Here is an 11709-nt window from a genome sequence, read left to right on the forward strand (position 1 = left end):
CGGGGTGCGGGGGCCTTGTCCGACCCCTCAACTGGCGCGCGATGTTACCGACCGATGACGATGCGCTGATCGCCGGCACGCCCCCTGAACCGGCGGAGGCCGTGGCGCCGCCCACGGCGGCCGATCTCGCGGCGCTCTACCCGGCCTGGTACCCGCGGCTGGCGCGCTATTTCAGGGCCTGCGGCTGCCACCAGGCGCTGGCCCATGAGCTGGCGCAGGAGAGCTTTGTGCAGGCCTTGCGGGGGCTGCCCGGCTTTCGGGGTGGGTCCCAGCTGTCGACCTGGCTGTGGGCCATCGGCCAGCGGGTGTGGCTGGCCGAGCTGCGCCGCAAGCGCCCGCTGGACCGGGTGGACGACGTGGAGGACCTCGACGGCCTGATGTTTGCCGACGATGCGCATCTCAGTGAACCTGTGGACTGCGTGCGGCGCGGTTTTGCTCGGTTCGCGATGGCGCATCCGCAGCGCGCCGAAGCGCTGTACCTGCATTACTGGGGCGGCCTCCAGCATGGAGAGCTGGGCGAGTTGATCGGCCGCACCGAACGTGCCACGACGGTCTACCTGGCCGCCAGCCGCGCCAAGCTGGCGCCGTTCCTGAAGGAGTGCGATGACTGCTGACAACACCGATCCCCGCGACGAGGCCTGGCTGCGCGGCCTGGCGGGCGCGCCGGTGGACGAGGCCCATGCGGCCGATGCGGCCCATGCAGCCGACGTGGCCGCCGGCCGCCGGCTGCGCGCCGGGCTGGACCGCGTGCCGGCCGTCGAGGCCCCGGCTGACGGCTGGGCCGATGTGCTGCGCCGGGCCGACCAGGGCGTGCCGGCCGTGCTGGCGCCGCGTGCGGCGGCCAATGGCGCTGCCGGCCGCTGGGCCGGGGGTGTGGCGGCGGCCCTGCTGCTGGGTCTGGGCGTGGGCGGGTACTGGTGGCCCGGCGAGGATGCGCAGTGGCGCGGCGACGGCGCCAGCACGGCCGACGCCCACTGGCTCAGCGCCAGCCCGCAGGCTGACGCGCGCAGCCTGGCGGCTGAACTGCGCGGCTGGGGCGCCGAGGTGGCCGAATCGACCCCGGCACCGCAGGCGGTGTGGCTGGACATCCGCTGCCCCGCGCCGTGCGACGCCCGCGTGGGCGCGCGGCTGGCCGAACTGGAGACCGCGCTGGCGCCGGATGGCCGCTTGCGCTTGAAGGTCAGCGACGCGCGCTGACCCCCGGGGCTTCAGCCCTCCATGCGCTGCTGGAACACCAGGCCCGCGTGCTCGCGCAGCGCGTGGAACTTGATGCGCGGCCAGTTCTCCTGCATGGCGCGCAGCTCGCCGGCGTACTCCAGCAGCACGGTGGGCGCGTTGACCGCGTCCCAGGCCACGCGGTGCGCGTTGTGGTCGATGAAGCGGCGCAGCTCCTTCTCGCCACTGCCGGGCTGGCCCTCGGCGTCGTCGCAGGTGACCCAGCGCGCCACGTTGTAGCGGGCCGGCGCCACGCGGGCCTTGCAGCCGTACTCATGCTCCAGGCGGTGCGCGACGACCTCGAACTGCAGCTGGCCCACGGCGCCCAGCAGCAGCACGCTGCCGGCCTCGGGGCGGAACACCTGGATGGCGCCTTCCTCGCCGAGCTGGCGCAGCCCCTCGCGCAGCTGCTTGGTGCGCAGCGGGTCGGCCACTTCCACCGAGCGGAACATTTCCGGCGCGAAGAAGGGCAGGCCCGTGTACTGCAGCGCCTCGCCTTCGGTGATGGTGTCGCCCAGCTGCAGCACGCCGTGGTTGGGGATGCCGATGATGTCGCCGGCAAAGGCCTCGTCCAGCAGCTCGCGCTTCTGGCTCATGAAGGTGACGACGCTGTTGGGCCGCAGGCTCTTGCCCGAGCGCACGACCTTGAGGTTCATGCCGCGCTCGAAGCGGCCCGAGGCCACGCGCACGAAGGCGATGCGGTCACGGTGCGCGGGGTCCATGTTGGCCTGGATCTTGAACACCACGCCGGTGAACTTGGGCTCCTCGGGCTTGACGGTGCGCTGCATGGCTTCGCGCACGTCGGGCGCGGGCGCCAGCTCCACCAGCGCGTCCAGCACTTCCTGCACGCCGAAGTTGTTGACGGCCGAGCCGAAGAACATCGGCGTCTGCTTGCCGCTCAGGAACTCGTCATGCACGAACTCGGGCGCGGCCTCGCGCACCAGCTCGATCTCGCCAGCCGCGTTGTCGTACTGCATGCCGAAGCGCTCGGCATACGCCGGGTTGTCCAGGCCTTCCAGCACCTCCTCGGTGCCGGCGGCGCGGTCCTCGCCAGGCGCGAACACGCGCATGCGCTGCTGGCGCAGGTCCATCACGCCGTGGAACTGCTTGCCCATGCCCACCGGCCAGGTGAAGGGCACGACGGTCATGCCCAGCTCCTGCTCGATCTCGTCCATCAGCGCCAGCGGGTCCTTCACCTCGCGGTCCATCTTGTTGACGAAGGTGAGGATGGGCGTGTTGCGGGCGCGGCAGACCTGCAGCAGGCGGCGGGTCTGCGGCTCCACGCCGTTGGCCGCGTCGATGACCATCAGCGCCGCGTCCACGGCGGTCAGCACGCGGTAGGTGTCTTCCGAGAAGTCCTGGTGGCCCGGGGTGTCCAGCAGGTTGATCACGCAGTCGCGGTACTCCATCTGCATGACCGACGAGGCCACCGAGATGCCGCGCTGCTTTTCGATCTCCATCCAGTCCGACGTCGCATGCCGGGTGGCCTTGCGCGCCTTCACCGAGCCGGCGATCTGGATGGCGCCCGAGAACAGCAGCAGCTTTTCCGTCAGCGTGGTCTTGCCGGCGTCGGGGTGGCTGATGATGGCGAAGGTGCGGCGGCGGCGGACTTCCGTCTCGATGCGGCTGGCGATGGGTTCGGACATGGGGGGCTTCTGGCGGGCTAACCCGCGATTATCCGTGGCCCGCCAGCGCAGGCCGCTGTATCGGCGCCGCCATGGACGGGGGCGGGTGCGCTGGCTAGAGTCAGCCGCAGGTGCCCGGCGAAAGCACCGGTTGCCCGATCACTCCGGAGGGAACACCCATGCTGACGAACGTCAAGTCCTTGCGTGTGCAACTGGTGCTGCTGGCCGTGCTGGCCCTGCTGCTGGGGTTGTTGACGCTGGCGGTGGCCAACTACCTGACCGCGCGCGGCCAGGTGCTGGAGGGCCTGCAGAAGAGCACGCTGGACCTGGCCCAGGCCCAGGCCCGCGCCATCCAGGACTGGGCGGCCGGCAAGACGGCCGTGGTGCGCGCCACGCTGCCCGCTGCTGCGCTGGCCGACCCGGTGCCGGCGCTGGTGCAGGCCCAGGTGTCGGGCGGCTTTGACAACAGCTACATCGCCTACGCGGACAAGCGCATCGTCTTCAACGCGCCGCAGAACCTGCCCCCCGGCTACGACCCCACCGGCCGGCCCTGGTACCAGCTGGCCGCCGGCGCCAGCGGCCCCGTGCTGACAGCGCCCTACAAGGACGCGGCCACGCAGCGCATGGTCGTGACCTTCGCCGTGGCGCAGAAGGAGGGCGGCGCGACGACGGCGGTGGCGGCGGGCGATGTGTTCCTGGACAACGTCGTCAGCATCGTCAAGTCCATCCAGCCCACGCCGGCCAGCTATGCCTTCCTGACGGACAAGGACGGCAACTTCATCGCCCATCCCGACCTCAAGCGCGGCGGCACGCCGGCCCGCGAGGCCGTGGCCGGGCTGACCGTCGAGGGCCTGCAGCAGCTGGCCAGCGCCGGCCAGCTGAAGGCGGCCGACATCGACGGCGTGCCGCATGAGCTGCTGGCCACCGCCGTCAAGGGCACGGACTGGGTGCTGGTCATCGCGCTGCACCGGGGCGAGGCGCTGGCCTCGCTGCGCGGCCTGGCGCTGAGCTCGCTGCTGGCGACGGTGGTGGTGCTGGTGCTGGCCGGGGCCACGATGGCCGCGCTGGTGGCGCGCAAGCTGCAGCGGCTGGCCCAGCTCAGTGCGGCCATGCAGGACGTGGCCTCCGGCGACGGCGATCTCACGCGCCGCGTCAGCGCCGCTGGCGACGACGAGCTGGCCGAGATCGCGGCCGGCTTCAACACCTTCGTCGAGAAGCTCAGCCACGTGCTGCGCGAGATCCGCGATGGCAGCGAATCGGTGCGCACCGCGTCGCAGGAGATCGCGCTGGGCAACCAGGACTTGTCCGCCCGCACCGAGCAGACCGCCAGCAGCCTGGAGCAAACCTCCAGCTCCACCGAGCAGCTGACCGACACGGTGCGGCTCAACGCCGAGCGGGCCGCCCAGGCCAACCAGCTGGTGGGCGCGGCCTCGCAGGTGGCCGGGCGCGGCGGCGAGGTGGTGGCGCGCGTCGTCACCACCATGCAGGAGATCAGCGCCAGCTCCACGCGCATCGCCGACATCATCGGCACCATCGACGGCATTGCCTTCCAGACCAACATCCTGGCGCTGAACGCCGCGGTCGAGGCCGCCCGCGCGGGCGAGCAGGGCCGCGGCTTTGCGGTGGTGGCCGGCGAGGTGCGCACGCTGGCCCAGCGCAGCGCCGAGGCGGCCAAGGAGATCAAGAGCTTGATCTCGGTGTCGGTGGAGCGGGTGGAGACCGGCTCGCGCCTGGTGCATGAAGCCGGCGAGACCATGAACGAGATCGTCGGCTCGGTGGGGCAGGTCACCGGCATCATGCAGGAGATCGCCGCCGCCAGCAGCGAGCAGAGCGGCAGCATCGCCGAGGTCAGCCAGGCCGTGGGCCACCTCGATCAGCTGACCCAGCAGAACGCCGCGCTGGTGGAGGAGTCGGCCGCGGCGGCCGAGGCGCTCAAGCAGCAGGCCGAGCGCCTGGCGGCGGCGGTGGGCGCATTCCGGCTGGCCTGACGCCGCTCAGGGCGCGGCCGGCCGCAGCAGCGGCAGCGCGTCCAGCCGGCGCTCGATGTCGGCCAGCATGCGGCGGTAGGGCGGCGCGCCCACGCCGCCGTAGGCCTGGCGGAACTCGCGGGCGCCCAGGAACTCCGGCAGGTCGGACACATCGGGCATCACATCGCTGGCGCGCACGCCCTGCGCCAGGCGCCGCTGCAGCGCCGCCGGGTCGCGGCGGGCCAGCAGCCCCAGCCGCGCACCGGCGCGGTCGGCCGCAATGTCGTTGAAGCTGAAGCCGCTGCCGTGGCGCAGGTCGGCCACTTCCTTGTAGACGCCGATGGCATCGGCCAGCGGGCCGCCGCCTTCCAGCGCCAGCACGGCGGAGATCAGGAAGTGCTGGGCGAAGTCGTCTCGGCCCGACAGCGTGATGGGCATGTGCTGCGGCTGCGGTGCAGCCTGGATGGCCGGCACGAGGTCGGACAGCTGCCGCCCGGTGGCCTGCAGCGCCAGCGTCAGCAGCGCCGCGCGGTTCTCCGCGAGCGGGTCGTTGCCGCCGGCGCTGCGCTGGCTGGCTAGCGTGAACAGCGAGGTCAGCAGCTGCTCCAGCGGCAGCGCCTTGCTGCCGCTGCCGGCCGCCGCGTGGGCCTGCATGGCGCCGCTCAGCGCCTGGGCGTAGGCGGTCAGGCGGGCCTGCTCGTCGGGCGGCAGCAGCGTGCCGAGCACGCGGCGCAGGCTGTCCTCGCCCCAGGCATAGCTCACTTCCAGCCGCGCCGGCTGCAGACGCACCTGCCTCACCATGCTCAGCGCCAGTGCGCCTTCCGGCGTGCTCTGGCGGGCGCGCTCGGCCAGCACGCGCAGCAGCCGCGTGGCGACCCAGCCGGGCACCGGCAGCCGGCCCACCGTGAGGCTGTCCACGGCGGGCAGGCCGGGGGTTTCGCGCAGCGTGGCGTCGATGTTCAGCCAGGCCGTGACGGCGCTGTGCGGCAGCGGCAGGCTGGCCTGCACGCGGGCGCTGCCAGCGCCCAGCGCCACCCGCGCCGTCGCGCCGGCGGCGGCGCGGCGGGCCAGCTGGCCCAGCAGAAGGTTGGCCTCGCGCTCCGAGGTGACCAGCGTGCGCAGCGGGCCGGGCGCTGGCTGGCGCGGGTCGTTGCGGCGCAGGAAGTCGCGGGCGCGGGCGATGTCCGCCACCGACACCTCGGCAGCGGCCGGCCAGCGCGGCGCACCTTGCAGGGCCAGCGCGACCGCAATCACGCTGCCCACCACCAGCGCCAGCGTGAGCCAGGCCAGCGCCTTGAGGGCGCGCCGCAGCGCACTGCGCGGGCGGCCTGGGGCGGCTGCGATCACTCCTCCAACAAGCTACGCAGCATCCAGGCCGTTTGCTCGTGCACCGTGATGCGCTGGGTCAGCAGGTCGGCCGTGGGTTCGTCGCTGGCCTTGTCGACGGCGGGGAACAGCGCGCGCGCGGTGCGGGCGACGGCTTCGTGGCCTTCCTTCAGGATGCGCACCATCTCCAGCGCCTTGGGCGGCGTGGCGGGCGCGTCGGGCAGGCCGCTGAGCTTGGCGAACTGCGCGTAGCTGCCGGGCGCGGCGTGGCCCAGCGAGCGGATGCGCTCGGCCACCGGGTCCACGGCGTTCCACAGCTCGGTGTACTGGGCCATGAACATCGCGTGCAGGCTGTTGAACATCGGCCCGGTGACGTTCCAGTGGAAGTTGTGGGTGGTCAGGTACAGCGTGTAGGTCTCGGCCAGCAGCTTGGACAGGCCGGCCACGATGGTGGCGCGGTCCTTGTCGCTGATGCCGATGCTGAGGGTGGGGGCGGCGGACTTCTTGGGCATGCGGGGCTCCGGGGGAACAGACGGTACGCAGCAAGCCTACCGCAAGGGCCGGCGCGCTCGCTGCCTGGGGGGCAGGGCTCAGGACAGGCGTTTGACGCCGTTCAACTCGCAGGCGTAGATGGCGTTGCGCAGCGCCGCGATGGCCTCGTAGCGCGTGAAGCTGCGCCGCCACGCCAGCACCACGCGGCGCGTGGGCACGGGGGCGCTGAAGGGCACGAAGCGCAGGTGCGGTGAGGCGTCGCGCGGCACCGACAGGCGCGGCACCACCGTCACGCCCATGCCCGAGGCCACCATGTGCTTGATGGTCTCCAGCGACGAGCCCTCGAAGCTGCGGCGTATGCCCTCGGCATCGCTGGCGAAGCGCGCGAACTCGGGGCAGACCTCCAGCACATGGTCGCGGAAGCAGTGGCCCGTGCCCAGCAGCAGCATGGTCTCGCGCTTGAGCTCCTCGGCGCTGATGGTGGCGCGGTCGGCCATGGGGTGCGAGGCTGGCAGCGCGACGACGAAGGGCTCGTCGTACAGGTCAGCCGTGGCCAGGCCGGTGTCGGGGAAGGGCTCGGCCATGATGGCGCAGTCCAGCTCGCCGGTGCGCAGCATCTCCAGCAGCTTGGCCGTGAAGTTCTCCTGCAGCATCAGCGGCATCTGCGGGTAGCGGTCGATGGTGTGGCGCACCAGCTCCGGCAGCAGGTAGGGGCCGATGGTGTAGATGATGCCCAGGCGCAGCGCGCCGGCCAGCGGGTCCTTGCCGCGCTTGGCGATCTCCTTGATGGCGCCGGCCTGGTCCAGCACCGACTGCGCCTGGCGCACGATCTCCTCGCCCAGCGGCGTGACGCTGACCTCGCTGCCGCCGCGCTCGAAGATCTTGATGTCCAGCTCTTCCTCCAGCTTCTTGATCGCGACGGACAGCGTGGGCTGCGACACGAAGCAGGCCTCGGCCGCACGACCGAAATGGCGCTCGCGGGCAACGGCGACGATGTAGCGCAACTCGGTCAGGGTCATGGCGGCAGGACGACTTCGGGGAAAGGACCCGAACGCTACACTGCCGCCGCCCCACAAGGGCTCCAAGGGTTTTCACCGAGGTATCCCATGACTGCTGAACGCAAGCCGATGACCTTGCCGCGCCTGGCGCAGATGCATGCCGGCGGCGAGAAGATCGCCATGCTGACCTGCTATGACGCGGCCTTCGCCAGCTTGCTGGACGAGGCGGGCGTGGACATCCTGCTGATCGGCGATTCGCTGGGCAATGTGCTGCAGGGTCGCGGCTCCACGGCGCCGGTGAGCCTGGAGGACATGGTCTATCACACGCTGTGCGTGTCGCGCGGTCACCGCTGGGCCTGGATCGTGGCCGACCTGCCCTTCGACAGCTATCACGTGAGCAAGGAAGAGGCCTGGAAGAGCGCCGCCGCGCTGGTCAAGGCCGGCGCCCACATGGTGAAGCTCGAAGGCGGCGGCTGGACGACCGAGACCGTGCGTTTCTTGAGCGAACGCGGCATCCCGGTCTGCGTGCACCTGGGCTTCACGCCGCAGACGGTGAACGCTTTGGGCGGCTTCAAGGTGCAGGGCCGCGACGAGGAGAGCGCCGCGCGCATCAAGCGCGAGTCGCAGGAGGCCGTCGAAGCCGGCGCGGCCATGCTGCTGTACGAAATGGTGCCCGCCGCGCTGGCCGCTGAGATCACGGCCGCGTCGCCGGTGCCCGTCATCGGCATCGGTGCGGGCGTAGGCTGCTCGGGCCAGGTGCTGGTGCTGCACGACATGCTCAACATCACGCCGGGCCGCAAGCCGCGCTTCGTCAAGAACTTCATGGCCGGCCAGGACTCGGTGCTGGCCGCAGTGAAGGCTTACGTGGACGAGGTGAAGGCCGGCACCTTCCCCGTGGACGCCGTCCACGGCTTCTGAACATGCAAGTCATCCACACCATCCCCGAGCTGCGCAACGCGCTCGCCCTCCATCGCCAGCGGGGCTTCGTGCCGACGATGGGCAACCTGCACGACGGCCACCTGGCGCTGGTGAAGCAGGCGCGCGAGCTGGTGGGCCCGGCTGGTGCCGTGGTCGCGAGCATCTTCGTGAACCGGCTGCAGTTCGCGCCGCACGAGGACTTCGACACCTACCCGCGCACGCTGGAACGCGACTGCGAGCTGCTCGAAGGCGCCGGCTGCGACATCGTCTTCGCGCCCAGCGAGAAGGAGCTCTACCCCGAGCCCCAGGGCTACAAGGTGGTGCCGCCGCCCGAGCTGGCCGACATCCTGGAAGGCCACTTCCGCCCCGGCTTCTTCACCGGCGTGTGCACCGTCGTGCACAAGCTGTTCAACCTCGTGCAGCCCACGCTGGCCGTCTTCGGCAAGAAGGACTACCAGCAGCTGATGGTGCTGCGCCGCATGACGGCACAGATGGGCCTGCCCATCGCCATCCACGGCGGCGAGACGCGCCGCAGCGAGCAAGGCCTGGCGCTGTCGTCGCGCAATGGCTACCTCAGCGACGCGGAGAAGGTGGAGGCGCTGCGCCTGTCACGCACGCTCAAGGCCCTGATCGCGCGCTGGCAGGCGGGCGAGCGGGACGTGGCCGCGCTGGAAGCCGACGCGATGCAGTCCCTGCGCGACGCCGGCTGGGCGCCGGACTACGTGACGCTGCGCCGCCAGCATGACCTGGGCGCGGCCGTCGACGGCCAGCCGCTGGTGGCGCTGGCCGCCGCGCGGCTGGGCACCACGCGGCTGATCGACAACCTCGAAGTCGTCAGTTGACGCTGAGCAGCTCGATGTCGAACACCAGCGCGGCGTTCGGCGGGATGCTGGTGCCCACGCCACTGCTGCCATAGGCCAGCGCGGCGGGGATGGTGATGGTGCGCTTGCCGCCCACCTTCATGCCCGTGACGCCCTGGTCGAAGCCGGGGATCACCGTGCCGGCGCCGAGCTTGAAGCTGAACGGCGTCTTGCCCACCGAGGTGTCGAACTGCGAGCCCTTGGTGGTGGCCACGCGCACGTCGTACACATAGCCGGTGTAGTGCACCGACACGGTCTTGGTGGTGTCGGCCTGCGCGCCGGTGCCCACGGTGGTGTCGGTGGTCTTCAGCGCGGTCACGGCCGCCCAGCCGTAGGCGTCGGTGTTGGCGCTGGAATCGCTGCTGCCGCCGCCACCGCAGGCGGCGAGGGCGAGGCTGGCGCTCAGGGCGAGCACAAGGGTGGCACGGCGGGAACGGAGAGCAGGCATGGGTGTACGGCTGGTGAGGTGTGAAAGCGCCGCAGCAGGCCGCGGCGGCGCGGACTATAGCCAGCGTGCGTAAAGGCTTGTAAGCAAAGTCAACACGAAGCTTGCCGGGCCGTTGAGCAGGCCAGACTGGAGACCTGCCATGCGCCTGCAATCACACCGCTTCACCCGTTATGTGTTGACCCTGGGCCTGGCGGGCCTGCTGACCGCCTGCGGCGGCGGCGGTGGTGACCACCATGGCAGCGGCGGCGGCACGCCCTACCCGCAGCCCAATCCCAACCCCAACCCGCCCACGCTGTCCTGCAGCGCGGCGGGCCTGGCCGCGTCGGCGTCGTCGGCGTGGCCCACGGTCTGCATGCTGACCAGCAGCGGCGAGATGGTCGTCGAGCTGTACGACACCTACGCACCGCAGACGGTGGCCAACTTCTACAAGTACGTGGCCGCGGGCTTCTACACGAAGACGCTGATCCACCGCGTCGACCGCGACTTCGTCGTCCAGGGCGGCGGCTACACGACCGGCATGGTGGCCAAGGCGCCGCTGTACGCGCCCATCAAGCTGGAGAGCAACAACGGCCTGTCCAACCTGCGCGGCACGATCGCGATGGCGCGCCGCAGCGATGCCGACTCCGCCACCAGCCAGTTCTTCTTCAACGTGGTGGACAACACCAGCCTCGACTACCAGAGCGCCGCCAACCCGGGCTACGCGGTGTTCGGCCGCATCATCTCGGGGCTCAATACGCTGGACGCCATCAACGTGGTGCCCACCTACACCTACAGCCCCAGCGACATCCAGCCGCGCACCGAGGTGCTGGTGTACTGGGTGCAGCGGCTGAAGTAGCGGCGCCGCTGGCCCCGGGTTCTCGCCATTCGTCAGCCCGGCTCGCCGTTCGTCATCGAACGCCCGGCGCGGGCCGGGGGCTGCGGCAACATGCCGGCCATCACAACACCTTCTGGAGTCGAGATGTCCCGCAGCAAGCGTTCCTGGGCCGGTCTGTTCGGTGCCGCCGTCGCCATCGCCACCGCACTGGCCGTCGGCAACAGCCAGGCCGCCGCGACCGAGTTCCGTGACCTCAAGGTCGAGGTGGTCGGCAATGGCCGCCCGGTCGTCATGATCCCCGGCCTGAACAGCGCCGCCAGCACCTGGACGGAGACCTGCGCCGCGCTGCAGCCCGGCGTGCAGTGCCACATCGTGCAGCTGCCCGGCTTCGCCGGCGCGCCTGCGGTGAAGACCGAGGCCTTCCTGGACGGCATGCGTGACCGCCTGCTGGCCTACGTGGACGACCGCCAGCTCGACAAGCCCGTCATCATGGGCCACAGCCTGGGCGGCGCGCTGGCGCTGAAGATGGCCGCCGAGAAGCCGGGCCGGCTGGACCGCCTGGTGATCGTGGACTCGCTGCCCTTCTTCGCCGGCCTGCGCGGCATGTCGCCCGAGGCTGCCAAGGGCGCAGCGGCGGCCATGCGCCAGCAGATGCTGAACTCGACGAAGGAGCAGTGGGAAGCCGGTGCGCGCCAGGGCGCCATGGGCATGAGCCGCAGCCCGGCCAACAACGAGCGCGTCATCGCCTGGAGCCTGGCCAGCGACCGGACCACGTCCGCACAGGCCATGTCCGAGCTGTGGGGCGAGGACCTGCGCCCGCTGCTGCCCAAGATCACCACGCCCACGCTGGTGCTGGGCGCCTGGGCGGCCTACGAGCCCATGGGCTCGACGATGGACAGCACCCGCAAGATCTTCGAGGGCCAGTACACCGGGCTGAACGGCGTCAAGGTGTCCATGAGCCCGCGCGGCTTCCATTTCCTGATGTGGGACGACCCGGAGTGGCTGGTGGGCGAGGTCAAGGGCTTCCTGGCCGCCGCTCGCTGATC

The 11709-nt window shown here is 71.1% G+C and carries 12 protein-coding genes; 7 read left to right on the forward strand and 5 right to left on the reverse strand.

What is annotated here, in order from left to right; genetic code table 11:
• Window positions 1-41: 41 nt before the first annotated feature.
• Together NYO99_RS13285 and NYO99_RS13290 are read left to right on the forward strand one after the other, a co-directional pair.
• On the forward strand, window positions 42-614 hold the full coding sequence (locus tag NYO99_RS13285; RefSeq protein ID WP_268167691.1) for an RNA polymerase sigma factor: 573 nt from the start codon (window positions 42-44) through the stop codon (window positions 612-614).
• Window positions 604-1197: a hypothetical protein gene (locus tag NYO99_RS13290; protein ID WP_268167692.1), complete on the forward strand. Its 594-nt coding sequence runs from the start codon at window positions 604-606 to the stop codon at window positions 1195-1197. Before NYO99_RS13285 ends, NYO99_RS13290 begins: the two co-directional genes overlap by 11 nt.
• Window positions 1198-1208: 11 nt before the next feature.
• On the opposite strand, the gene NYO99_RS13295 is transcribed toward NYO99_RS13290, so the two are convergent.
• Window positions 1209-2861 carry a peptide chain release factor 3 gene (locus NYO99_RS13295; RefSeq protein ID WP_268167693.1) on the reverse strand — a complete coding sequence of 551 codons (1653 nt, stop codon included), beginning with the start codon at window positions 2859-2861 and terminating at the stop codon, window positions 1209-1211.
• A gap of 158 nt (window positions 2862-3019) precedes the next feature.
• Here NYO99_RS13295 and NYO99_RS13300 point away from each other — a divergent pair, with 158 nt between their 5' ends.
• Window positions 3020-4828, forward strand: a complete 1809-nt coding sequence (locus tag NYO99_RS13300) for a methyl-accepting chemotaxis protein (RefSeq protein ID WP_268167694.1) — start codon at window positions 3020-3022, stop codon at window positions 4826-4828.
• 6 nt (window positions 4829-4834) lie between these two features.
• Here NYO99_RS13300 and NYO99_RS13305 read toward each other — a convergent pair whose 3' ends face one another.
• The 3 genes from NYO99_RS13305 to NYO99_RS13315 form a co-directional block, all read right to left on the reverse strand.
• Window positions 4835-6154: a hypothetical protein gene (locus NYO99_RS13305; protein WP_268167695.1), complete on the reverse strand. Its 1320-nt coding sequence runs from the start codon at window positions 6152-6154 to the stop codon at window positions 4835-4837.
• A complete protein-coding gene (locus NYO99_RS13310; RefSeq protein WP_268167696.1) occupies window positions 6151-6645 on the reverse strand; it encodes a Dps family protein in 495 nt (164 codons plus the stop codon). The genes NYO99_RS13305 and NYO99_RS13310 overlap by 4 nt, the downstream gene beginning before the upstream one ends.
• Before the next feature lie 78 nt (window positions 6646-6723).
• Window positions 6724-7644: a hydrogen peroxide-inducible genes activator gene (locus NYO99_RS13315; protein ID WP_268167697.1), complete on the reverse strand. Its 921-nt coding sequence runs from the start codon at window positions 7642-7644 to the stop codon at window positions 6724-6726.
• Between the two features lie 87 nt (window positions 7645-7731).
• On the opposite strand from NYO99_RS13315, the gene panB reads away from it, so the two are divergent.
• A complete protein-coding gene (panB, locus tag NYO99_RS13320) occupies window positions 7732-8541 on the forward strand; it encodes a 3-methyl-2-oxobutanoate hydroxymethyltransferase (protein WP_268167698.1) in 810 nt (269 codons plus the stop codon).
• 2 nt (window positions 8542-8543) lie between these two features.
• Entirely contained in the window at window positions 8544-9383 is an 840-nt protein-coding gene (gene panC, locus NYO99_RS13325) for a pantoate--beta-alanine ligase (RefSeq protein WP_268167699.1), read from the forward strand.
• Here panC and NYO99_RS13330 read toward each other — a convergent pair.
• Window positions 9376-9849, reverse strand: coding sequence for an FKBP-type peptidyl-prolyl cis-trans isomerase (locus tag NYO99_RS13330; RefSeq protein WP_268167700.1), 474 nt, complete (start codon window positions 9847-9849; stop codon window positions 9376-9378). The genes panC and NYO99_RS13330 overlap by 8 nt on opposite strands.
• A 139-nt stretch (window positions 9850-9988) precedes the next feature.
• Between NYO99_RS13330 and NYO99_RS13335 the strand changes: the two genes are divergently transcribed.
• A complete protein-coding gene (locus tag NYO99_RS13335; protein ID WP_268167701.1) occupies window positions 9989-10684 on the forward strand; it encodes a peptidylprolyl isomerase in 696 nt (231 codons plus the stop codon).
• Window positions 10685-10807: 123 nt separating this feature from the next.
• The gene (locus NYO99_RS13340) at window positions 10808-11707 is read left to right on the forward strand and encodes an alpha/beta fold hydrolase (RefSeq protein WP_268167702.1); all 900 of its coding nucleotides are present in this window, start codon (window positions 10808-10810) and stop codon (window positions 11705-11707) included.
• Window positions 11708-11709: the final 2 nt, after the last annotated feature.

It is taken from the genome of Roseateles hydrophilus (assembly GCF_026712245.1).
In the GTDB taxonomy this organism is placed as follows: domain Bacteria; phylum Pseudomonadota; class Gammaproteobacteria; order Burkholderiales; family Burkholderiaceae_C; genus Pelomonas; species Pelomonas hydrophilus.

Excerpts from the sequence above, each read along its gene's own strand:
- NYO99_RS13335 (WP_268167701.1), top strand. The coding sequence starts at position 9,989 with ATGCGCCTGCAATCACACCGCTTCACCCGTTATGTGTTGACCCTGGGC.
- NYO99_RS13330 (WP_268167700.1), bottom strand. The coding sequence starts at position 9,849 with ATGCCTGCTCTCCGTTCCCGCCGTGCCACCCTTGTGCTCGCCCTGAGC.
- NYO99_RS13310 (WP_268167696.1), bottom strand. The coding sequence starts at position 6,645 with ATGCCCAAGAAGTCCGCCGCCCCCACCCTCAGCATCGGCATCAGCGAC.
- NYO99_RS13300 (WP_268167694.1), top strand. The coding sequence starts at position 3,020 with ATGCTGACGAACGTCAAGTCCTTGCGTGTGCAACTGGTGCTGCTGGCC.
- NYO99_RS13295 (WP_268167693.1), bottom strand. The coding sequence starts at position 2,861 with ATGTCCGAACCCATCGCCAGCCGCATCGAGACGGAAGTCCGCCGCCGC.
- NYO99_RS13315 (WP_268167697.1), bottom strand. The coding sequence starts at position 7,644 with ATGACCCTGACCGAGTTGCGCTACATCGTCGCCGTTGCCCGCGAGCGC.
- panC (WP_268167699.1), top strand. The coding sequence starts at position 8,544 with ATGCAAGTCATCCACACCATCCCCGAGCTGCGCAACGCGCTCGCCCTC.
- NYO99_RS13290 (WP_268167692.1), top strand. The coding sequence starts at position 604 with ATGACTGCTGACAACACCGATCCCCGCGACGAGGCCTGGCTGCGCGGC.
- NYO99_RS13285 (WP_268167691.1), top strand. The coding sequence starts at position 42 with ATGTTACCGACCGATGACGATGCGCTGATCGCCGGCACGCCCCCTGAA.
- panB (WP_268167698.1), top strand. The coding sequence starts at position 7,732 with ATGACTGCTGAACGCAAGCCGATGACCTTGCCGCGCCTGGCGCAGATG.
- NYO99_RS13340 (WP_268167702.1), top strand. The coding sequence starts at position 10,808 with ATGTCCCGCAGCAAGCGTTCCTGGGCCGGTCTGTTCGGTGCCGCCGTC.